Raw genomic sequence first — 22,926 nt, forward strand, 5'->3', positions numbered from 1 at the left:
CAAATTGTTGTTGAAATGAAGAACACAAAAGAATATTTAATTCCTTTTATAGGATTAAAGCTAGGGAAACATCATTTTGAGTATCAAATCAGTAATGCGTTCTTTGAAATCTTTGATTATAATGAATATCAAGATTCAAATATCAAAGTAAATGTAGTTTTAGAGAAAAAAAGTACGCTGTTAGAGTTGAGTTTTAAGCATAAAGGTGTTGTAAATGTGCCGTGTGATCTGACAAGTGAGGATTTTGATCTGCCTATTAAAGGGAAGATGAAATTAATCGTTCGTTTTGATGAAGAGTATAATAATGACAATGAGGAATTATTAATTTTACCTCATGGGGAGTTTGAAATAGATGTAGCGCAATATATTTATGAAATGATTGTGTTGTCAGTCCCGCTAAGGCGTGTTCATCCAGGTATAAAAGACGGAAGTTTAAAGACTGAAGCCTTGACTAAGCTCAATGAACTTACAGTAAAGGAAGAAAAAAAAGAAAATAAAGAAGAAGAAAATATTGACCCGCGATGGGACAAATTAAAGCAACTATTAACGGATAAATAATATAGTAAAATGGCGCATCCTAAGAGAAAAATCTCCAAAACAAGAAGAGATAAAAGAAGAACACATTACAAAGCTACTGTAGCACAAATCGCTACTTGTCCTATCACAGGAGAAGCGCATTTATACCACAGAGCGTATTGGCATGAAGGTAAAATGTACTATAGAGGGCAAGTTGTTATAGATAAATCTGTAGCTGTTGCTTAATACATTTTTGTAAATGATATTCGAACTCTCACATCGTGAGAGTTTTTTTGTTGTCTATAATTTAATTAAATAAGAAGTTCCAAATCAAAGAGAATGGAATTTTTTTTGTAATTTTCAAGTCTTTTAAAAAATTTTCAAATGGAAACATTTGACTAGAAATCAACGCATACGATGAATACAATTACAGCCGCAATAACCGCTGTTGGAGCCTATGTTCCAGACTTTGTACTAACGAACAAAGCTCTTGAAGCCATGGTTGATACCAATGATGAGTGGATAACCTCTCGTACAGGAATAAAAGAAAGAAGAATCCTAAAAGACGAAGATAAGGGAACTTCTTTTTTGGCCATAAAAGCTGCTCAAGATTTATTGGCTAAAGCTAATATAAATCCATTAGAAATAGATTTGTTGATAATGGCAACTGCAACACCGGATATGCCAGTAGCTTCTACAGGTGTGTATGTGGCAACTCAAATTGGAGCTACAAATGCTTTCGCTTATGACTTGCAGGCTGCATGTTCAAGTTTCTTATTCGGAATGTCTACAGCTGCAGCCTATATAGAATCCGGAAGATATAAAAAGGTACTCCTTATTGGTGCAGATAAAATGTCTTCGATTGTTGATTATACGGACAGATCAACCTGTATTATTTTTGGCGATGGGGCTGGTGCAGTTTTGTTCGAGCCTAATTATGAAGGTTTAGGGATGCAAGACGAATACTTGCGAAGTGACGGAATTGGTAGAGATTTTTTGAAAATCGATGCAGGCGGTTCGCTTAACCCAACTTCTTTTGAAACCGTAAAAGACAATAAACACAATATTATCCAAGACGGAAAAACTGTATTTAAATATGCGGTAACCAATATGGCAGATTCAAGTGAATTAATTTTGAAAAGAAATAATTTGACGAATGAAGATGTAAATTGGTTGGTTCCTCATCAAGCGAATAAACGTATCATTGATGCAACGGCTAACAGAATGAATTTAGAAGATTCAAAAGTGTTAATGAATATCGAAAAATACGGAAACACAACTTCGGCTACTTTGCCATTAGTACTAAGTGACTTTGAACATTTATTCAAAAAAGGAGACACTATAATTTTAGCTGCTTTTGGAGGAGGATTCACTTGGGGATCTATTTATCTAAAATGGGCATACGACAAAAAATAAATTTAAACTAAAAACAAATAATTATGGATTTAAAAGAAATTCAAAATCTAATCAAGTTTGTAGCAAATTCAGGAGTTGCAGAAGTTAAGTTAGAGATGGATGATGTAAAAATCACTATCAGAACTACTTTAGAAGGAAATGTAACAGAAACCACGTATGTTCAACAAATGCCTGCTCAAGGGGCGCTTCAACAAGCAGTAGCGCCACAGCAAATTGCTCCAGTAGCAGTTGCACCTGAAGCTCCAGTAGTAGAAAATTCTCATTACATCACTATAAAATCACCAATCATTGGAACTTTTTATAGAAAACCATCTCCGGATAAACCCATGTTTGTTGAAGTAGGTAAAACAATTTCTAAAGGGGATGTTCTTTGTGTAATTGAAGCTATGAAATTATTTAACGAAATTGAATCCGAAGTTTCTGGTAAAATTGTAAAAATATTGGTTGACGATATGTCACCAGTTGAATTTGACCAACCTTTATTCTTAGTAGATCCATCATAATATTTTTGAGATTCCAATAGCCAAAATTCCAATTGTAAATTGAATTTTGACTATTGGAATTTTAAATTTAAAATATAAAATAAGATGTTTAAAAAAATATTAATTGCAAATAGAGGAGAGATTGCGTTACGCGTAATTAGAACTTGCAAGGAAATGGGGATCAAAACAGTAGCTGTTTATTCTACTGCTGATGCCGAAAGTCTACATGTTAAGTTTGCTGATGAAGCAGTTTGCATTGGGCCACCTCCAAGCAACTTATCCTATTTGAAGATGTCGAATATAATTGCGGCTGCCGAAATTACCAATGCAGATGCAATACATCCAGGATATGGATTTCTTTCTGAGAATTCTAAATTTTCTAAAATTTGTCAAGAACATGGTATCAAATTCATTGGAGCATCGCCTGAGATGATTGATAGGATGGGAGACAAAGCTTCAGCTAAGGCGACTATGATTGAAGCGGGTGTTCCTTGTGTTCCAGGTTCAGTAGGAATTTTAGAATCGTATGATCAAGCCTTGCAATTATCGAGAGACTTTGGTTACCCTGTAATGCTTAAAGCAACTGCTGGTGGTGGTGGAAAAGGGATGAGAGCAGTTTGGAAAGAAGAAGATTTATTGAAAGCTTGGGAAGATGCACGTCAGGAATCTGCGGCAGCTTTCGGAAATGACGGAATGTATTTGGAGAAATTAATCGAAGAACCTCGTCATATCGAAATTCAAGTTGTAGGGGATGCTTATGGAAAAGCTTGTCATCTTTCTGAAAGAGATTGTTCTGTACAAAGGCGTCATCAAAAATTGACAGAAGAGACACCATCTCCATTTATGACTGATGAATTGCGTCAGAAAATGGGGGAAGCAGCAGTAAAAGCGGCAGAATATATTAAGTATGAAGGTGCTGGAACGGTAGAATTTTTGGTAGATAAACACCGTAATTTCTACTTTATGGAAATGAATACTCGTATTCAGGTAGAACACCCTATTACAGAGCAGGTTATAGATTACGATTTGATTCGGGAACAAATTCTCGTAGCGGCTGGTGTTTCTATTTCAGGAAAAAATTATTTGCCACAATTACATGCTATAGAATGCCGTATCAATGCGGAGGATCCTTATAATGATTTTCGTCCATCTCCAGGGAAGATCACTACGTTACATATGCCAGGAGGACACGGAGTTCGTTTAGATACTCATGTTTATTCAGGATATACAATACCTCCTAATTATGATTCTATGATTGCAAAGTTGATTACAACTGCACAATCTAGAGAAGAAGCCATTAGTAAAATGAGAAGGGCCTTAGATGAATTTGTAATCGAAGGAATAAAGACTACTATTCCTTTTCACAGACAGTTAATGGATGATCCTCGTTATATTGCTGGAGAGTATACAACAGCATTTATGGATACTTTTAAAATGAACGATCCAGAATAAAAATAATAGCCTTAAGTTATAGAACCTTGCAGTGATGCAAGGTTTTTTTGTTTGAAATGGTTTCAGATGGGTAATAAAGCCGGGTAAAAATTACACATATCACACACAAATATACACACTTTTCCCAATTTAAGTAATCATTTTATATTTTCAAAACACTGTATATAAAGGTTTTAACGCTATTGATGGTGGTGTTTGAAAAACGGTATGATTATTCCTTTATACTAAACAACAATAACAAATGAATAATTTAAAAAGAATATTATGAAAAAGTTAATCTTATCAGCAGCAATCGTTTTAGGAAGTTTATCAGCATACGCAACTACGGCTCCCGTAGCAAATGGAGTGGAGAAAATATTAACAATTCAAGAGGAATATACTGACGTGAAACTTGAAGAAGTTCCAGTAACAATAACAGAGGCTTTTAAAAAGGCATATCCAAGTGCAATTCTTGACAAAGCTTATGTAAACGCAAAGAAAGAATACAAATTAGATGTAACTATTGCGGGTAAAAAAGGAAACCTTTTTGCAGATGCTACCGGAAACTGGATTCAAAAATAAAATAAAAGTTCAAAAATAAAAATATAATTTAAAAATAAATATTATGAAAAAATTAATGGTATCAGCAGCAATCGTATTAGGAAGTTTATCAATTTATGCAACAACACTTCCAGTTCAAAATCCCGTAACTCAATCCTCATTGATTCAAGAGGAGTATACTGAAGTAAAGGTAGAAGCAGTTCCGGCAGCAGTAAAAAAAGCATTAGAAACAGCACATCCTGGAGCCATTATCGGTAAGGCGTATGTAAATGCAAAAAAAGAGCACAAGCTAGAAGTTACAGTTGGAGACCAGAAAGCTACTGTTTATGCAGATGCCAGTGGGAACATGATAAATAAATAATTTAGTTGAGTTTTTTTTAAGGAGAGAGATTGTTTTTAACAGTCTCTTTTTTTTTGCAAAAAATTATGACAATACAAATTTAATAACTTTATTTTAGCATTAAAGATAAAAAACTAATGGCTAAGATTTTATTGATTGAGGATGATGTTGCCTTTTGTAAATTATTAGAAAAATTTCTTATAAAAAAATCTTTTCAAGTAACAACAGCATTTTCTGCTGAAGAAGCAAAATTAAAAATAAAAAGTACTGAATTTGATCTCATCATAACGGATTTAAGACTCCCTGATTATGATGGAATCACACTAATGTCTGAAATTAAATTAACTCATCCTAATGTTCCGGTTCTATTAATGACAGGGTATTCTGATGTGAGTACAGCTGTGAAAGCAATCAAAAATGGTGCAGCGGATTATATTTCTAAACCTTTTAATCCGGAAGAAGTGTTGCTGGTTATCACAAATGCTTTGCAAATTGCGCATCACAAAGAACCCGAAAAAAGGATCTCCAGTATCAAAAATACAAAGTTGATTGCAAACGATGTTAGTACTAAATTTATTCAGGGCATTTCTCAAGCTTCCCAAAAACTTGCTGAATATATTCAATTGGTAAGTCCGACAAATATGTCGGTTTTAATTATCGGCGAAAGCGGAACGGGAAAGGAAGTGATTGCAAAGAGTATTCATCAAAACAGTTCTAGAAAAAACACTAGTTTTATTGCCGTTGACTGTGGTTCAATTCCAAAAGAATTAGCCGCGAGTGAGTTTTTTGGTCATATCAAAGGATCTTTTACGGGTGCAATACAGGACAAAATTGGGTTTTTTGAAGCGGCAAATGGAGGAACTATTTTTCTGGATGAAATAGGGAATCTTTCTTATGAAAACCAAATTCAGCTTTTACGTGCTTTGCAGGAACGAAAAATTAAACCCGTTGGGAGTACTAAAGAAATAGAGGTGGATATCAGGATTATTACTGCCACAAATGAAGATTTGCGTGAAGCTGTTAAAAAAGGTGATTTTCGAGAGGATTTATACCATAGAATTAATGAGTTTTCGATTCATTCACCTTCGCTAGTCGAAAGGAATGAAGATTTAATGGTTTTTACAGATTTTTTTCTTGAAAAATCAAATCTAGAATTAAATAAAAATGTTATTGGGTTTTCTTCGGAGGTAATGACTATTTTTCAAAAGTACAAATGGCCTGGAAATCTTAGGGAACTTCAAAATTGCATTAAAAGGGCTACGTTATTATCACAAGGAGATTTTATAGAAAAAACAACACTACCGTTAGAGTTTTTTCAAAATGAAGAGAAAATAACTACCGAATTTTCTTTGTCAAAAAACGAAAAAGAAACTATTCAAGAAGCGTTGAATAAAACTAACAACAATAAAACAGAAACTGCAAAATTGCTCAAAATCAATAGGAAAACCTTATATAATAAATTGAAATTGTACGGTATCAATTAGTTTATTTCCTTTTCTAGTAATACAAAAAGGGCTGAAATTTTATTTTTTAGATCAATAATACCAGTGCTCATTTCTATTACGGTACAGTCTTTTAATTCTAATTTGTCTAAAATTGGAATAATACCAGAGGCTTTTATCTGCTTAAACATAGGATTCATTTTATGAGCGATATTTTTAATTTCGGCATAATTAATAGCTAATGCTGCTTGCTCTAAAAATTCTAAATTCTCCTTTGTACTAGTCATAAAAGATATTAATACTTCCTTCAAAGCAACATTGTCATTCGATAAGAATGATTTTAGGGCTTTTAATGAATACGGTTTTGTTGCGTCTGTGATATTAATTGGTACAGGCGATTCAATAGGAATTTCGCTTTTATTTAAAACTGCTTTTATGGTTTTTAGTAGCGCTTTTGGCGAGTAAGGTTTGTAGATAACAGTTATGAACCCAGCTTTTTTGTAATGTTCTAAATCCAAATCATTTCTTCCCGTTACTGCAATCACAGGTTGATTTTCATAATTGTACTCAGACGTATTTTTCAGGGTTTCTAAGAATAAAAATCCGTCTATAACGGGCATTTGAATATCAGTAATAATGAAGTCAAAAACAGAGGTTTTAATCCAATCCAATGCTTCATTTGCATTGTTAAAAGGGTAAACAAGATACTGATGCTGCCTTAAAATTTCTGTTGTCAACTTTAATAAACTTTCATCATCATCAATGATAATAGCGGTTAATTCTTTTTTAGCTGGATGGTTGTTTGATTTTTTTTGAATCAGCGTATCGTCAAATTTTAAGGGAATCAGTATTTCAAAAACACTTCCTTTTCCCAATTCGCTTTTTAAATGCAATTGACCACCTAATATAGCAGTCATTTTTTTAGAAATAGTAAGTCCTAAACCACTTCCGCCATATTTTTTTTCAATGCTTTCATCTGCTTGTGTAAATTCTTCAAAAATTAATTGCTGATTTTTTTCTTCAATTCCAATTCCGGAATCTTCAATAAGTACCGCTATTGTATTGGTCTCATGATCTATCTTGGCTTGAATTTTTATGAATCCTTTCTCGGTGAATTTGAAAGCATTTCCAATGATATTAGAGAGAATTTGTCTCAATCGAAATGGATCTCCAACGATTCTTTGTTTAAGGTTTGGATCAATTTCGATATGCAGCCGAATAGGTTTTTGTCTGTAAACCGATTGGATATTATTCCCAACCTCATTAAGGATTTTGTAAAGGGAAAACGGAATTTTTTCAATGGTGATTTTCCCCGCTTCTATTTGAGTAAAATCTAATAAATCCTGAACCAATTGTGCAATATAATCTGAGGATTCTTTGATGTTTTTAGTATAATACAATTGCTTGTTAGTCAAATCAGAATTGCCTAATAATTCCGTATAGCCAACAATGGTGCTCAACGGTGTTTTTAAATCATGACTTACTGTAGCAATAAGTTGCTCTCTGCTGGTTAATAGTTTTTTAGTTTTTGAATTGGCCACCTCCAATTGTTTTTTATACGATTGTGTTTTTGAATAGTCATTCAAGATTATAATTAAAAAAAATAAAGTTAGCAGTAATCCAATTATTGCTGCAGTAGTAACGATTTGATTTGTCTTTTTTAAGGATTTTTCTCTTTCGAGATAGTTTACGGTTGTGTTTAGAATGATTTCCCGTTCTATAGTACTAAGTACTTTTCTCAATTGATCGGATATTGAAAGTTCGTTTTCCAGCAATTTGTTTTCCTCCTGATTTAATAATTGTTTCTTTTTTGCTGTTTCTTTTTGCACCTCATTTAATAGCATCTTTGAAACTGATAGTATAGAATCGGATGCTTTTTTACTTAATGTATTGGTACTGTCATCAGGAATATTTTGATTCAAATAGGCTACATATTTCTTGAGTACGTTGCGTTCATATACTCCCATTGATGAAGGATCTTTTACAAAATCTTCTAATTGAAGTTTTCTCATTGAAGACTCCATCTTTGTGAGATTATTAATTGCATTACTAACTGCAAGCTCATCTTCTGTTTTGTTTTTTATAGCTTTTAGTTGCTGAATGTTTTTAGTTTTTTCAGACAATAAATATTTAACACTATCGAGTAACTGGTTTTGATATGGAGTAGAGACTAATGTTTTCAAAGAATCAATATCCATTTTTAAAGAAGCGGTTTTAAAAACGTAATTTTTAAAATCTTTTGCTGATTCAGACTGAACCGCAATGCGGGCTAAACTCTCCGTTTTGTATAAGTCAGATAATAAATTACTAACTTTCAATATTGAACTACTTTTCTCTGTAAATCTCTTTTCAGTTTTAGAAAATTTTTTGTTTTCAGTATATAAAAACCAGCTAACACTCACGAAAAGAAGTGCCAATATCAGGTAACTTATAAAAATTTTTATCGGAATATAACTTTTTTTGCTTTCCATTTTCCAAAGATAAAAATTACAAAAGTGTTTAAAGTTAAGTTATTCAAAATATTTTAATGCTAACAAAAAACCCCACTGAAAAGTGAGGTTTGCAATTTTGTCTAAAAAGTATTTTATAAGGTTTCTTTCAACCATTTGAAAAATTCACTTTGCCAAACCTGAGCATTTTGCGGTTTTAGTACCCAGTGATTTTCTTCTGGAAAATACAGAAATCTGCTTTTTATTCCGCGTAATTGTGCTGCTTGAAAAGCTTCTTGACCTTGTCCTATTGGGACACGAAAATCTTTTCCACCTTGAATAATTAAGATAGGTTTAGTCCATTTTTCTACCAAGGTCATTGGGTTGAACGTCGTGTAGGTTTTTTGAGCAACTGCATTGTCTTTTTCCCAGTACGCACCACCAAAATCCCAATTGCTAAAGAAAACTTCTTCGGTAGTCCCAAACATGCTTTGGGTATTATAAACACCATCATGGGCAATGAACGTTTTGAATCGGTTGTTGTGAATTCCAGCCAGATAAAAAACCGAATATCCTCCGTAACTGGCACCAACGCATCCTAAACGAGTTGCATCAACATATTCTTCCTTAACCACATCATCAATCGCTGATAGATAATCATTCATAACTTGTCCGCCCCAGTCTTTGCTAATTTGCTCATTCCATGCTACACCATGGCCTTGCATACCGCGACGGTTTGGGGCAACAACAATATAGCCATTAGCGGCCATCAACTGTAAATTCCATCGGTAAGAATAAAATTGTGTCAATGGAGATTGTGGTCCACCTTGGCAGTATAATAGGGTTGGATATTTTTTTGAAGCATCAAAATTAGGAGGAAGAACGACCCAAACCAACATTTTTTTGCCATCTGTAGTGGTTACATACCTTCTTTCGGTTTTGCTTAACGCTAAAGAATTATAGGTTGTTGTATTGACATTGGACAGTTGTTTCCACGTGCTTTTCTTTAAATTATACGAAAAAATTTCCGCAGCATGATTCATATCAGTTCTCGTTACAATAATGTTGTCACCAGAAAAACCAACTAAATCATTGACGTCAAATTCTCCGGTAGTGACTTGGCGAACGGTGATTGCAATTTTAGTCAGACCCGGAAAATTAACTTCAAACAATTGTTTGGTTCCGTCTACAGGAGCAACAAAAAATATTTTTTGTCCGTCGGCACTCCAAATAAAATTGTCTACCGTTCCGTCCCAGTTTGCTGTGAGATTGGTTTTTATTCCTTTAAAACTCACCATCAGGTCATTTTTATCGGCTTCATACCCGTCTCGTTTCATTTGCAACCAAGTTAGGTTTCCTGTCGGAGAAAATTGTGGAGCAGAATCATATCCTAAATTTTCTTCGGTTCTATTGATGGTTTTTCCAGTTTCCAGATTGTATTCGAAGATATTGGTGTTGGTAGAAACAGCATATTCAGTTCCTGCTTTTTTCTTGCTAACATAAAGGATGCTTTTGCTGTCTGGTGACCAGATGTAATCTTCATCGCCACCGAAAGGTTTTTGAGGACTGTCAAAATTTTCACCTTTTAGAATGTCAATTCCCACAGCGCCTTCTTTGTTTTCTCTGTAAAAAACATGGTTGTACTTGCCTTCGTTCCAAGTATCCCAATGACGGTAATTTAACCCATTGTAGATTTGAACATCTGATTTTTCTAGTTCAGGATAAAAATCTTTTCCGTGAACGTTCTCCATTTTTACTTCTTGATTGTAAACAATATGTTTCCCGTCCGGAGAACTGTTTTTGTCTTTTAATAGGGCTGCTGTATCTTTTACTTCGGTTGGATTTCCGCCTTTTACAGGCAAAGTGTAGTGTTTTGTGTCCGATTTGTTTTCTTGAACAGAGGGAATAGTTACTTTATACACTATATTTTTCCCATCTTTGGAAATGCCTAAAGGGGTTACTCTTCCTAATTTCCAAAGCAGTTCTGGAGTCATTACGTTTTGTGCCATTGCAGTTAAACTCATCATTAATAAGGGTATAAATAATATTTTTTTCATTGTAAAAATTGATTTTTTCGATTGCTAAAATTAGCCAATTTAATCTGATGATTTTCGTTTTTAACACTTGCTTTTAGTCCTGACTATATTTCGATATTTTTATTTTACTGAAGAGCATTGATTTTTAGGTACAGTTAAAATCCCTTTTGTTTTTTCCTTTAAAAAATTAATGAGCGCAAAGGATAGGAGGATTAGCTTCTGAAATAAATTCAGAATAAAACTAAAAAAAATATTATTTTTATAAAAATATTTCGAAATGGATTTGAGCTATTGGGAGTTGGAAACTTGGTTTTCGGAGGTAGATTATACGATCGTTGGAAGTGGTATTGTAGGCTTACATGCGGCAATACGCTTGCGCGAGAGATTTCCGGAGAGTAAAATATTGGTGTTAGAAAAAGGAATGTTGCCGCAAGGCGCAAGTACTAAAAATGCCGGTTTTGCTTGTTTTGGAAGCCTTTCAGAAATTATCGATGATTTAAAATCCCATTCTGAAGAAGAAGTGATGCAACTCGTTCAAAAACGATGGAAAGGACTGCAATTACTGCGAAAAAGATTGGGGGACGACACAATAGATTTCAAGCCATATGGCGGATATGAGTTGTTTTTAAAAGACGATGATAGTTGTTACGGGGATTGTATAGGGAAATTACCTTTCATCAATGAGATTTTAAAACCACTATTTAGAGCCGATGTTTTTGCCAAGGAAATAGATCGTTTTGGGTTTAGCGGAATACAAGAATATTTGGTTTTCAATCCTTTTGAAGCACAGATTGATACCGGAAATATGATGCAGGCGTTGTTGAAAGAAGCAGTTTCTAAAAATATTTTAATTCTAAACCAACAAACCGTTACCTCTTATATAGACAAAGGAAATGGAGTGGAAGTGGCACTTGGGGATTTTAGTTTTAGTAGCCAAAAAATACTGTTTGCGACGAACGGTTTTGCAAATGGATTGACTAATGGAGCCGTTAAAGCAGCAAGAGCTCAAGTTTTAATAACAGAGCCTATTAAAAATTTAGATATAAAAGGAACTTTTCACCTAGATAAAGGATATTATTATTTCAGGAATATTGGCGACAGAATATTATTGGGCGGAGGTAGAAACCTCGATTTTGAAACGGAGAACACAACCGAATTTGGGCAAACAGAAATCGTCCAAAAAAAATTGGAACAATTATTAAAAGAAGTAATTTTGCCGCATCAGGATTTCCAAATTGCACACCGTTGGAGTGGCATCATGGGTATTGGTAACAGCAAGAATCCTATTGTTTCACAAATATCCGATAACGTCTATTGTGGCGTGAGATTGGGTGGAATGGGAGTGGCGATAGGAAGTTTAATTGGAACAGAATTAGCAGATTTAGTATAATGGCAACGAAAATAACACCAAGAAAATCAAAACAACCAATTAAAAAAGAATCAACCTCTTTTATGAGCACACTAACTCGTTTTTTATTCAAAATTTTCTTGTGGTTCCTTGGACTATCTTTGTTTTTTGTGGTGTTTTTTAAATTTATACCCGTTCCGTTTACCCCATTAATGGTAATTCGTGCAATTGAAAATAAGGTAACTGGAAAAGAAGTTTTCTTTAGCCACGACTGGGAACCAATTGAAAATATCTCAATGAATCTTCAAAAAGCCGTGATTGCCAGTGAAGATGGAACTTTCCTGAAACACAACGGGTTTGATTTTGTAGCCATGCAAAAAGCGTATAAAAGCAATGAACGAGGCCGAAGAATAAAGGGTGGAAGCACAATATCGCAACAGACGGCCAAAAACGTATTTCTTTGGCAAGGCCGAAGTTATTTAAGAAAAGGATTAGAAGCGTATTTTACTGTTTTAATTGAAATTATATGGGGAAAAGAACGCATTATGGAAGTCTATTTGAATAGTATCGAAATGGGGAATGGGGTCTATGGAGCACAAGCTGCTACTGAGCATTGGTATCGGAAGGATGCTTCTAGTCTTACGCCGATGCAGGCAGCTGGAATTGCAGCAATTTTACCCAATCCAAGAAAATATTCGGCGACAAGTTCTTCCACGTACATTAACAGGCGAAAAGCTAAAATTGTACGCGTGATGCGTCAAGTAGGGAAAATTGAATATCCAAAATAGTTTGTTGCAGTCTCATAACTGCACCAAACAATTTTTTAAAATAAAAAACCGTAAACTCTTACTTAAAAGATTTTACGGTTTTGTTTTGTGGAGAATACCGGATTCGAACCGGTCACCTCTTGCCTGCCAGGCAAGCACTCTAGCCAAATGAGCTAATCCCCCAAACTAGAGCGCAAATATAACATTTAAATTTTCCAAAAAGCAAATTTCAAATTACAAATCCATTCTATTTGAAAAAAAGTTAAAACCTCCTTTACTTTTTTTAACTTTACATCAAAATCTCCACTATGGTATCAGAAAACCCAGCAGGTTCGCTCTTCACAACAATCGAAAATAAAATCGCAACCGTTACATTTGGCCATCCTGCGAGCAATTCTTTTCCAAGAGAATTGTTAAATCGTTTAACCAGTGAGTTCAATGCTTTGAGTACGAACCCAGCCGTTTCGGTTATAGTTATACAAAGCGAAGGCTCAGGGGCTTTTTGTGCAGGAGCATCGTTTGAGGAACTTTTGGCTGTTTCGGATGAAGCAGCAGGAACACAATTTTTTTCTGGATTTGCACATTTAATCAATGCGATGCGTTCGTGTTCCAAACTTATTGTGGGTCGCATTCACGGTAAAGCAGTAGGTGGCGGAGTAGGAATTGCTTCTGCCTGTGATTACGCACTGGCCACAAAAAATGCTTCAATAAAACTATCAGAATTGGCAATCGGCATTGGTCCCTTTGTAATAGAACCGGTAGTTTCTAAGAAAATCGGAAAGACGGCAATGGCCGAAATGACGCTCGCAGCTCACGAATGGAAAACCGCTGATTGGGCGGCAGCTAAAGGATTATACGCCAATACCTTTGAAACCATTGTAGAACTTGATGCCGCGATAGCTGATTTCAGCAGGAAATTATCCGGTTACAATCCCGAAGCTTTACTGGAAATGAAAAAGGTTTTCTGGCAAGGAACACAACAATGGGACGCATTGTTGCTGGAACGCGCCGCAATTTCGGGTAAATTGGTATTGTCTGATTTTACCAGAAAAGCATTGGCCCAATTCAAAAAGTAATTTTTCAGGATTTATTCTGAATTTATTTCAGTAGCTATTTCCTGCTGTTCACTATATCTTTTTATAAGGTGAAGAAAAATCACCTTATAAAAAGGATGCCGTTTCCATCAGGGCTAGAGTATTTGGAACTATCAAATTCGGATTACAAACAAAATAATTTCATCCTATCTCCCTCCACTTTGGGGAGGGAAAGATTTACGTCCTATTTCTCATATCAATTTGCTAAATTTGCACCAAAATTATACTCCGATGAGCAATATCAGAATTACAAAACAATTTAGTTTCGAAACCGGACACGCCTTATATGGCTATGACGGGAAATGTAAAAATGTTCACGGGCATAGTTATAAATTGTCAGTAACGGTAATCGGAACTCCAATTGCAGATCGCTCTAATGTAAAATTTGGAATGGTTATAGACTTCACAGATTTAAAAAAAATTGTAACAGAAGAAATAGTAGATCAATTTGATCATGCGACTGTTTTCAACGGTACAACACCTCATGTCGAATTGGCAAACGAATTAATAAGTCGCGGACACCACGTCATTTTGGTAGACTACCAACCCACGAGCGAAAACATGGTTGTTGATTTTTCACAAAGAATAAGTAGCCGATTACCGGAAGGAATCACTCTTTTCTCTTTGAAATTACAAGAAACCGAATCTTCTTTCGCCGAATGGTTTGCCAGTGATAATATGAAATCTATACTGTAACTCCATGCAATTACTCAATAACAAAAAAGTATATTTCGCCTCCGATCAACATTTTGGCGCACCAACACCCGAATTGAGTTTTCCGAGAGAACAAAAATTTGTGGCTTGGCTTGATGAGGTAAAAGGTGATGCTGAAGCTATTTTTCTATTGGGCGATTTATTTGATTTTTGGTTCGAATACAAAACGGTAGTACCAAAAGGCTTTGTCCGTATTTTAGGCAAATTGGCCGAAATCCGAGATTCAGGGATCCCTATTTATTTCTTCGTAGGGAACCATGATTTATGGATGACCGATTATTTCCAGAAAGAATTGAATATTCCTGTGTTTCATGACAATCAAGAATATACTTTTGGAGATAAAACATTCCTTATTGGCCATGGTGACGGAAAAGGCCCGGGTGATTTAGGATACAAACGCATGAAAAAAATATTTACAAATCCGTTTTTCAAATGGCTTTTTAGATGGCTTCATCCGGATATTGGCGTGAAACTGGCGCAATACCTTTCCGTAAAAAACAAACTGATTTCTGGCGATGAAGATGTGACCTTTCTTGGCGAAGACAACGAATGGCTGATTCTCTATTCCAAAAGAAAACTGGAAACCAAACATTATAATTACCTTATTTTTGGCCACCGTCATTTGCCTATGAAAGTAACCGTAGCAGAAAATGCCGAGTATGTCAATCTAGGTGACTGGATTACATATTTTACTTATGGCGTTTTTGATGGCGATAATTTCGAAATCAAAAAGTATTAAACCCTAATTCATTCCCTCTCCGTACAAATAAGCATCCAGATTTATTTTAAACAAAGTCCCTTCCACCAAGTCTTTTACGGCGTCTAATTCTTCCATCGAAACGGCCAAATCAATTTGGGAGCAAGGTGTTTTTAGTAAAAATTTATGGCATTTATTTTTTAGTTCACAATCGTCGCAACATTTATTTTGGATATAACTGTCCTCAATACAGCGCTTAAATAGTTGTAATTCCTGTTGGGTAAAATAAAAACCCGTTTCTCTAAAAACTAGTTGGACTTTGTCTAGTACCACATCATTATCCTTTCTCCAGTAGAAAGCTGTGCCTAAATTGTTATGATATATTTGTTTTATTTCTTGCATCTGTCATCAGTTTGAAACAAAAATACGTATTATTTATATTTATTCTAAATAATAAAACATAAAAAAGATATAAAAAAGTCGGTAAGTAATCTTGAGATTATTTTACTATATGGTTACAGGAAGTGTATTCTTTTTTAAATCTATTTATTATTCGCTCTTTTCGTGTTCCTCAATGTCTTTTTGCAAGTCCAGTTTTCTAAAAGTAGGCGAAACGGCTCCGGTAAGTAATACGGTGATCAGTGTCATGCTTCCACCAAAGACCACTGCGCTAACAGTTCCCATCAGTTTTGCGGTTAATCCGCTTTCAAAAGCACCCAATTCATTAGAAGAACCTACAAAAATAGAATTGACTGCGGCAACACGTCCTCGCATGTGATCGGGAGTCTTCAATTGCAAAATAGTTTGGCGTATCACCACCGAAATCCCATCGAAAACACCGCTTAAAAACAAAGCTGCAACGGATAACCAAAAAATAGACGAAAGTCCAAAAACAATAATACAAATACCAAACGCAAAAACTGCCGACAGCAGTTTCATACCGGCATTTTTGGTAAAAGGAATATAAGCGGAGATTATTAGCATCAAAAAAGCACCAACTGCCGGAGCGGCTCTCAAAACACCAAATCCCTGTGGCCCTACTTTCAAAATGTCTTGTGCGAAAATGGGTAACAACGCTACAGCTCCTCCAAAAAGGACGGCAATCATATCCAGTGATAAGGCGCCTAAAATCGTTTTATTATTGAAAACAAACTTTACACCTTCCTTTAAACTTTCCATAATGGGTTCCCCAATCTTTGGATTTAAAATTGGTTTCGTTGCAATCTGGGTTAAAGCGGTTAACGCAAGTAGCGAACAACCCAAAACGATGGACATTGACCAATGAACGCCAATCCAATTGATCGAGAAACCAGCTACTGCAGGGCCTAAAACCGAACTTATTTGCCAAACCGAACTGCTCCACGTAGCAGCATTAGGATATTCTTTTTTAGGGACAATCAGTGCCAAAAGAGAAAATATCGTCGGGCCAAGAAAAGCACGCACCAACCCTCCTAAAAACACGAAAAAGTAAATGGAATATAAAATAGTTTGGGTAGCAAAATCTTTTATAAAAGGAGGCCACGTAAATAAAAACAAACCTAAACTGATGACTGAAAACCCTAAAATGCATTTGAAAAGCAATCCTTTTTTCTCTTTTTGATCGACAATATGCCCAGCAAATAGTGCCATCGATATTGCCGGAATGACTTCCATTAACCCAATGATTCCTAGCGATAATGGATTTTTGGTCAAACTGTAGACTTCCCATTCAATGACGATAAACTGCATGGACCAGCCAAATACCATGGCAAAACGCAATAACAAAAAAATATTAAATTCTTTAAAACGCAGTGCAGAATACGGATCCTTCTTTTTCATATAATCGTAATCTATTATTTAAGATCTCTTAATCGCAGTTGTACACTTAATTTCCCTTTCCATTCGTTTTCATCGATGCAGTACACGGCTTCAAAAGGTTTTTGATGGGCAGTCAATTCGATTTTACTCCCCAAATTAAAACCAATTGCTGCGATACCTTCGGAGTTGTTTTGTTTGACAAAAAGTTTTAAATGTTCGTCGTCTTGTCCAAGAGGCTTCCCATAACCGGTGTCTTTGATGTTTTTGGTCAGGAAAATGGGAGTCATATTTTGTGGTCCGTACGGTTCAAATTGTTTCAAGATTCGGATTAATTTGGGCGTAATGTCAGCAAAATCAATTTCGGCATCAACCGCAATTTCTGGTGTCAACATATCCGGATGAATGGTTCTTTCGACTTCTTTTTCGAAAGCGTTTTTGAAGATCTGATAATTTTCTGCCGCTAAAGTCATTCCGGCCGCATACATGTGTCCACCAAATTGCTCCAAATATTCCGTACAGGCTTCGAGTGCATTATACACATCAAATCCTTTTACAGAACGTGCCGAAGCCGCGTATTTATCGCCACTTTTTGTAAAAACAAGGGTTGGTCGATAATACGTTTCAATCAATCGGGAAGCGACAATTCCAATAACACCTTTGTGCCAATCTTCCTGAAAAACTACCGAAGTAAACCGTTCTTTCTCTTGATTGGTTTCAATTTGTTGTAAGGCTTCTTTGGTGATTAATTTGTCTAAATCCTTTCGTTCTGAATTATACGCTTCAATTTCGGAAGCAAATTGTTTGGCTTGCTCAAAATCAAATTCGGTTAATAATTCTACCGCATGATTCCCGTGTTTGATGCGTCCGGCAGCGTTTATTCTGGGTGCGATGATGAAAACAACATCGGTAATGTCTAAAATTTGTTTTTTGATTTGGTGAATTATTGCTTTGATTCCCGGTCTTGGGTCGGTGTTGATGACTTGCAATCCAAAATAAGCCAGCACCCGATTTTCTCCGGTCATCGGAACGATATCAGCAGCAATGGCAGCCGAAACTAAATCCAGATACGGAATCAAATCCTCGATGGTCTGGTTTCGATTGATGGCCAAAGCTTGAATCAATTTGAAACCTATTCCACAACCACACAATTCATCATAAGGATAGTTGCAATCGTCTCGTTTCGGGTCGAGAACGGCAACGGCTTCTGGTAAAAAATCTCCCGGTCTGTGGTGGTCGCAGATGATAAAATCAATATGTCGCGCTTTGGCGTAAGCCACATGATCTATGGATTTTATACCGCAATCCAAAGCAATGATGAGTGAAAATCCATTGTCATCAGCAAAGTCAATTCCCTTAAATGAAATCCCATAACCTTCATCATAGCGATCCGGAATGTATGTCGCCACGTTTGGGTAATAGGTTTTTAAATAGGAAGAGACGAGTGAAACTGCAGTGGTTCCATCGACATCATAATCGCCAAAAACAAGAATATTTTCCTCATTTTCAATTGCTTTTTCGATTCTAGAAACTGCTTTTTCCATATCTTTCATTAGATATGGATCATGTAAATCATCTAAGCTCGGACGAAAAAACCGTTTGGCATCTTCAAAAGTTTCAATGCCGCGTTGTACTAATAATGTGGCCACAAAATCTTCTACATTTAATGCTTTCGCTAAATGTTGAACGGTATCTTCAGAAGGTTTTGGTTTTAGGGTCCAACGCATATTAATTTAGGATTTTCGATTTTGAAAATAGGATTTTAGTAACTCTAAAAAGCAATAACCGTTCATTGGCGAATGAGCGGTTTAGCTATTTTATTTCAATACTAAAGCACTTCCGTAAAATGCAATTCCATCCCATCCGGTTTTCATGAAATTGCGAATGTTTTGATGATCTGTTCCGTTTGGATTTTTTAAAACATCTTCGTGATAATAGGCTCCAAAACAGGCTAATGTCGCTGCTTCTGGTAGGTTTTGAATTTCAGCGAAAGCAAACAACTTGCAAGATCCTGAATTTTCTCCAGCCGCATTGTGTTGCAAACCGTTTTCAAACGCCGTTGGAGTAAAGTCGTAGTTTTCTTCAATTGTTGCGATGGTTTCTATAAAAGTGATAGATTCTGGTGTCTGCTTTAATTTTTCTAAAAAGGATTCTAAATTCATGGTATTTTTATGGGTTATTCTTCTTCTGAAAATTTACTTTTTTTAGGTTCTTTAGTGATTATTTTTCCACTGATCACAACGACTATTTCCCCTCTTGGCGCTATTTTATCAAAATGAGCGACCACTTCTTTCACGGTCCCGCGAATATTCTCTTCGTGCAATTTGGATAATTCTCGAGAAACGGATATTTGACGGTCTTCGCCAAAATAGGTAATGAATTCTGCTAAAGTTTTTACTAATTTATGGGGAGAAACATATAAAATCATTGTTCTTGTTTCTTCCGCTAATGCTAAGTATCGGGTTTGGCGTCCTTTTTTGTCAGGCAAAAAACCTTCGAAAACAAATTTGTCATTGGGTAAACCACTGTTGACTAATGCTGGAACAAACGCCGTGGCGCCTGGCAAACATTCCACATCGATTCCGTTTTCAACACAAGCGCGAGTCAATAAAAAGCCAGGATCAGAAATCGCAGGAGTTCCCGCATCTGATATCAAAGCGATATTTTCTCCGGCTTTCAACCTCGAAATTAAATTCTCAATGGTTTTGTGTTCGTTGTGCATGTGATGGCTGTACATGTGCGTGCCGATCTCAAAATGCTTCAACAATTTTCCGCTCGTACGGGTGTCTTCTGCAAGAATCAAATCGACTTCTTTAAGAATCCGAATGGCTCGAAAAGTCATGTCTTCGAGATTGCCGATGGGCGTAGGAACAATGTATAATTTTGACATAGATAAATAATTAAATACAAATTTCAGGTTAAATTTGTATTCGTTGAAAGGCATATTTAGAAAAGTTCAAAGAAATTTACAAGAATTTTTTCTCTATAATATCCATAAAGCGTTCCTCATATTCTTGTTTCCCTTCCCAGTTGTTGTAATCTGGTTTGACCATTTCCTGAATGAAATCTCTTGTTTCATAAAATGTGTCAAATGTGATGAGCTGATTCAACACACGGTTGTAATCCTCGCTACTGTTGCCAAAAAGATGTTTTATAAAAGCAAGGCGATCGTTTAAATCGATGTTGATTCCTTTGGCTAATTTTTCATTTAGCGAAACTATTTTTGGTTCTGCTTTTTCGGTTGGTACTGTTTGTGCAGTTTCAGGGTTTTGTTCTTGCGGTTGTATGACTTCTTTTGGAGTTTCAATTACAATGGCCGTCGGGATATTGTCTACCTGTTGTTTTTTTACAAAAAAAGTGTCATGATAATTCCCTCCTAATAAATCTTCAAAAGAGATTTGAACAGCTTCCGTTTTCTTTGGGACTTCTAACTCCGTCTGTACTTCCTTTTCTTGGGATAATTCAAAAGCAGGTTCAAAAGGAGTTTCAGGTTCTGATGTTTTGTCTTCCACTTTCATTTCCGTAGTAGGAACTATTTCTTTCTCGACTGCTGTTTCTTCTTCTTTATCGCTCTCCAAAAGTATTGCTTCAGTTTGCTTCAAAGGCGTTTCAATAGTTTTCTCGGTAATTATTTCTTCTAAAGGAATTTCCTCAGTTTCTATTTCTTCTTCCATAGCAACTGGTTCTTGTTCTGTTGAAGGAGTCGTTTCTTTCGTTTGTTCCAAGGGAGTTCCAATGATTTCTTTGGTAACAGTTGCTTCGATTGCTTTTTCTGCTTCCGGTTCAACCGATTCTGTTTTGTTAAAAATAGTTTCAATTTGGCTGCTAATTTCCTGAATGCCAATTGTTGGTTTTGCTTCACTGAAATGGTCTTCTACAAATCGCAAGACAGAAAGTTTTTCGTATAATTTCTGCGTTTCCAGATATAATTGATTGATATCAGATTTATTTTTTAGCTGTAAAATTCTGTGTGCAATGCTGATTAAATCGGCTTCCAATTTTTTTTTCATAACTGTTGAAATTATAGGGGGTTAGGCAGGTCTTTTTAGTGCGTTTTTGTATTTCTTTTTATATCACCTCCAGAAATGGGAATCTTTGTGAACGCGTTTTTTATTTTTTTAAATAAGTGCTCGCAAATCTCCGATTTGATATATATTTTATACTTTTGGAACGACGTAAAAGTATACAATTTTTAAGTCGGTTTGTCTATTACAAAGTAATAAAAACTATTCATTTTTTAAGCCAGAAAAATACAAAATGTTTCTCGAAAATACAGTAAATCATAAAGAGCAATTTGGTTGGATCGAAGTCATTTGTGGCTCTATGTTTTCGGGTAAAACCGAGGAATTGATCCGTCGTCTGAAAAGAGCGCAGTTTGCCAAGCAAAAAGTAGAGATTTTCAAACCAGAAATTGACACACGCTATCATGATGATATGGTGGTGTCACACGATGCTAATGAAATTCGTTCTACGCCAGTTCCTGCTGCCGCAAATATTGCTATTTTGGCGCAAGGTTGCGATGTGGTAGGCATTGATGAGGCACAATTTTTTGATGACGAAATTGTTAAAATTTGCAACGATTTGGCTAATCAGGGAATTCGTGTCATTGTGGCCGGATTGGATATGGATTTCAAAGGAAATCCTTTTGGTCCCATGCCCGCATTAATGGCTACAGCCGAGTATGTGACTAAAGTGCACGCCGTATGTACACGCACCGGAAATCTGGCAAATTACAGTTTCCGTAAAACCGATAATGATAAACTGGTTATGTTAGGCGAAACCGAAGAGTACGAGCCGTTGAGTCGTGCTGCGTATTATCATGCGATGCGGAAAGATCAGGAGAAGTAGAATTTATTATAAAAGTAAAAGTCCGGCTGATTTTTGGAATTCACCGGACTTTCTTTGACTAGTTTGCTATAGATTCAAAGATAATTTTTAATTCAAAATTTCATTTACTCTTGTTTCCCATCCAGGTTTATGAAATATTCTTTCGATTTGTAATTGATTGTTTAAAATATCTGCTTTTGTCATTTGTGATAATTGTTCCCAATTTTTGTCGAAAACATATGTTGCATTACCATTTTTGATGCTTTCTAAAATAAATATATTTTTTACAGGGAAACCGAATACAACATAATCATAGAAACCACCCTGACCAACTGCAACAAAATTTGGAATGTGAGATGTTATTTTTTCTAACCTATTACTTATTACGGGTCTATTTCCTCTTGGTTGTCTTTCTATTCTTTCGGTTGCAATTTCTCTCACTGTTTCCCAAGGATATTCTCCTCTTGGAAAAATTTTCCAGTTTAATCTTGTTACATTTTCATATAAAAAAGGTGCGTAGTTTTCTCTTAGCAAGTCGCATTCTCCAAAAATTTCAAGAAAAAGATTTAAAGTATGTTTTATGTCTGACAAATTCGCCTCATTTTTAATAAATGATTTTGAAACAATTATTTTGGTATCATTATAAGAATGTATTAATAATTCTTCACAAGGTGGTGGAACTAATTCTCTTGGATATCTTTCTCTTCTAATATAGTAATATTCAGGATGTTCATTGCCTTGGTAATCTCGTCTATTCCAATATCTCTCAATAAAAATTTCCTCTTTAGGTAAATCTCGCCTAATATTTTGTTTTCCATTAGAGTTAAACCTTGAAATTGGACCTGAAATTATGGGTAAAACTTGTTCTCCAATATTTAAATTGTTAGTGAATCCGATTTGATTTAATTTATTAATATTATTGTCAAAATCTAAAAACGCAATATGGAATTCTTCTTTATCTCTAACTGTTGATAAGTAATTTTCGATATTTCTAACTCTCTTTTTTATTATTTTCATGCTTTTTTTGATTTT

23 protein-coding genes and 1 tRNA gene are annotated in these 22,926 nt (G+C 35.3%); 14 read left to right on the plus strand and 10 right to left on the minus strand.

The annotated features are described in order from the left end of the window. Window positions 1–15: 15 nt before the first annotated feature. The 8 genes from ACNQF9_RS05490 (at window position 16) to ACNQF9_RS05525 (ending at window position 6,230) form a co-directional block, all read left to right on the plus strand. Complete coding sequence (locus ACNQF9_RS05490; RefSeq protein WP_417959228.1) at window positions 16–558, plus strand: YceD family protein; 543 nt, start codon at window positions 16–18, stop codon at window positions 556–558. Between the two features lie 9 nt (window positions 559–567). Continuing rightward, window positions 568–762: a 50S ribosomal protein L32 gene (gene rpmF, locus ACNQF9_RS05495; RefSeq protein ID WP_007137315.1), complete on the plus strand. Its 195-nt coding sequence runs from the start codon at window positions 568–570 to the stop codon at window positions 760–762. Window positions 763–933: 171 nt separating this feature from the next. Beyond that, complete coding sequence (locus ACNQF9_RS05500) at window positions 934–1,932, plus strand: beta-ketoacyl-ACP synthase III (protein WP_417959229.1); 999 nt, start codon at window positions 934–936, stop codon at window positions 1,930–1,932. Between the two features lie 23 nt (window positions 1,933–1,955). Continuing rightward, entirely contained in the window at window positions 1,956–2,435 is a 480-nt protein-coding gene (accB, locus tag ACNQF9_RS05505) for an acetyl-CoA carboxylase biotin carboxyl carrier protein (protein WP_417959230.1), read from the plus strand. An 84-nt stretch (window positions 2,436–2,519) separates the two neighbouring features. After that, window positions 2,520–3,866: an acetyl-CoA carboxylase biotin carboxylase subunit gene (accC, locus tag ACNQF9_RS05510; RefSeq protein WP_417959231.1), complete on the plus strand. Its 1,347-nt coding sequence runs from the start codon at window positions 2,520–2,522 to the stop codon at window positions 3,864–3,866. A gap of 264 nt (window positions 3,867–4,130) precedes the next feature. Then, complete coding sequence (locus ACNQF9_RS05515; protein WP_417959232.1) at window positions 4,131–4,427, plus strand: hypothetical protein; 297 nt, start codon at window positions 4,131–4,133, stop codon at window positions 4,425–4,427. A gap of 43 nt (window positions 4,428–4,470) precedes the next feature. Then, complete coding sequence (locus ACNQF9_RS05520; RefSeq protein WP_417959233.1) at window positions 4,471–4,767, plus strand: hypothetical protein; 297 nt, start codon at window positions 4,471–4,473, stop codon at window positions 4,765–4,767. Window positions 4,768–4,883: 116 nt separating this feature from the next. Then, window positions 4,884–6,230: a sigma-54-dependent transcriptional regulator gene (locus ACNQF9_RS05525; protein WP_417989795.1), complete on the plus strand. Its 1,347-nt coding sequence runs from the start codon at window positions 4,884–4,886 to the stop codon at window positions 6,228–6,230. On the opposite strand, the gene ACNQF9_RS05530 is transcribed toward ACNQF9_RS05525, so the two are convergent. Beyond that, on the minus strand, window positions 6,227–8,659 hold the full coding sequence (locus tag ACNQF9_RS05530; RefSeq protein ID WP_417989796.1) for an ATP-binding response regulator: 2,433 nt from the start codon (window positions 8,657–8,659) through the stop codon (window positions 6,227–6,229). The two genes, ACNQF9_RS05525 and ACNQF9_RS05530, sit on opposite strands and share 4 nt — an antisense overlap. 113 nt (window positions 8,660–8,772) lie before the next feature. Then, window positions 8,773–10,674 carry a S9 family peptidase gene (locus ACNQF9_RS05535; protein ID WP_417989797.1) on the minus strand — a complete coding sequence of 634 codons (1,902 nt, stop codon included), beginning with the start codon at window positions 10,672–10,674 and terminating at the stop codon, window positions 8,773–8,775. Between the two features lie 256 nt (window positions 10,675–10,930). On the opposite strand from ACNQF9_RS05535, the gene ACNQF9_RS05540 reads away from it, so the two are divergent. Both ACNQF9_RS05540 and mtgA read left to right on the plus strand, forming a co-directional pair. After that, window positions 10,931–12,043: an NAD(P)/FAD-dependent oxidoreductase gene (locus ACNQF9_RS05540; RefSeq protein WP_417989798.1), complete on the plus strand. Its 1,113-nt coding sequence runs from the start codon at window positions 10,931–10,933 to the stop codon at window positions 12,041–12,043. Further along, window positions 12,043–12,789, plus strand: coding sequence for a monofunctional biosynthetic peptidoglycan transglycosylase (gene mtgA, locus ACNQF9_RS05545; protein ID WP_417989799.1), 747 nt, complete (start codon window positions 12,043–12,045; stop codon window positions 12,787–12,789). The genes ACNQF9_RS05540 and mtgA overlap by 1 nt, the downstream gene beginning before the upstream one ends. Before the next feature lie 88 nt (window positions 12,790–12,877). Here the strand turns inward: mtgA and ACNQF9_RS05550 are convergent. Next, window positions 12,878–12,951: transfer RNA gene (locus ACNQF9_RS05550), tRNA-Ala, on the minus strand. 125 nt (window positions 12,952–13,076) lie between these two features. On the opposite strand from ACNQF9_RS05550, the gene ACNQF9_RS05555 reads away from it, so the two are divergent. From ACNQF9_RS05555 to ACNQF9_RS05565, 3 genes are all read left to right on the plus strand, one after another. Next, window positions 13,077–13,844 carry an enoyl-CoA hydratase/isomerase family protein gene (locus tag ACNQF9_RS05555; protein WP_417989800.1) on the plus strand — a complete coding sequence of 256 codons (768 nt, stop codon included), beginning with the start codon at window positions 13,077–13,079 and terminating at the stop codon, window positions 13,842–13,844. A 249-nt stretch (window positions 13,845–14,093) separates the two neighbouring features. After that, a complete protein-coding gene (locus tag ACNQF9_RS05560; protein ID WP_417989801.1) occupies window positions 14,094–14,558 on the plus strand; it encodes a 6-pyruvoyl trahydropterin synthase family protein in 465 nt (154 codons plus the stop codon). Window positions 14,559–14,562: 4 nt separating this feature from the next. After that, window positions 14,563–15,315, plus strand: a complete 753-nt coding sequence (locus tag ACNQF9_RS05565; RefSeq protein ID WP_417989802.1) for a UDP-2,3-diacylglucosamine diphosphatase — start codon at window positions 14,563–14,565, stop codon at window positions 15,313–15,315. A gap of 3 nt (window positions 15,316–15,318) precedes the next feature. On the opposite strand, the gene ACNQF9_RS05570 is transcribed toward ACNQF9_RS05565, so the two are convergent. The 6 genes from ACNQF9_RS05570 to ACNQF9_RS05595 form a co-directional block, all read right to left on the minus strand. Further along, a complete protein-coding gene (locus tag ACNQF9_RS05570) occupies window positions 15,319–15,675 on the minus strand; it encodes a hypothetical protein (RefSeq protein WP_417959242.1) in 357 nt (118 codons plus the stop codon). Window positions 15,676–15,822: 147 nt separating this feature from the next. Next, window positions 15,823–17,091 carry an MFS transporter gene (locus tag ACNQF9_RS05575; RefSeq protein WP_417989803.1) on the minus strand — a complete coding sequence of 423 codons (1,269 nt, stop codon included), beginning with the start codon at window positions 17,089–17,091 and terminating at the stop codon, window positions 15,823–15,825. A 14-nt stretch (window positions 17,092–17,105) separates the two neighbouring features. Then, window positions 17,106–18,794 carry a single-stranded-DNA-specific exonuclease RecJ gene (gene recJ, locus ACNQF9_RS05580; RefSeq protein ID WP_417959244.1) on the minus strand — a complete coding sequence of 563 codons (1,689 nt, stop codon included), beginning with the start codon at window positions 18,792–18,794 and terminating at the stop codon, window positions 17,106–17,108. A 90-nt stretch (window positions 18,795–18,884) separates the two neighbouring features. Continuing rightward, complete coding sequence (locus tag ACNQF9_RS05585; RefSeq protein WP_417959245.1) at window positions 18,885–19,229, minus strand: HopJ type III effector protein; 345 nt, start codon at window positions 19,227–19,229, stop codon at window positions 18,885–18,887. Between the two features lie 14 nt (window positions 19,230–19,243). Continuing rightward, window positions 19,244–19,957, minus strand: coding sequence for a 16S rRNA (cytidine(1402)-2'-O)-methyltransferase (rsmI, locus tag ACNQF9_RS05590; protein WP_417959246.1), 714 nt, complete (start codon window positions 19,955–19,957; stop codon window positions 19,244–19,246). A gap of 76 nt (window positions 19,958–20,033) precedes the next feature. Then, complete coding sequence (locus tag ACNQF9_RS05595) at window positions 20,034–21,077, minus strand: hypothetical protein (protein ID WP_417959247.1); 1,044 nt, start codon at window positions 21,075–21,077, stop codon at window positions 20,034–20,036. A gap of 247 nt (window positions 21,078–21,324) precedes the next feature. On the opposite strand from ACNQF9_RS05595, the gene ACNQF9_RS05600 reads away from it, so the two are divergent. Next, window positions 21,325–21,915 carry a thymidine kinase gene (locus ACNQF9_RS05600; protein ID WP_039108599.1) on the plus strand — a complete coding sequence of 197 codons (591 nt, stop codon included), beginning with the start codon at window positions 21,325–21,327 and terminating at the stop codon, window positions 21,913–21,915. 87 nt (window positions 21,916–22,002) lie between these two features. Here the strand turns inward: ACNQF9_RS05600 and ACNQF9_RS05605 are convergent, their stop codons facing one another. Then, window positions 22,003–22,911: a hypothetical protein gene (locus ACNQF9_RS05605; protein ID WP_417959248.1), complete on the minus strand. Its 909-nt coding sequence runs from the start codon at window positions 22,909–22,911 to the stop codon at window positions 22,003–22,005. Window positions 22,912–22,926 lie beyond the last annotated feature (15 nt).

The organism is Flavobacterium amylolyticum (genome assembly GCF_048284335.1).
Lineage (GTDB): Bacteria > Bacteroidota > Bacteroidia > Flavobacteriales > Flavobacteriaceae > Flavobacterium.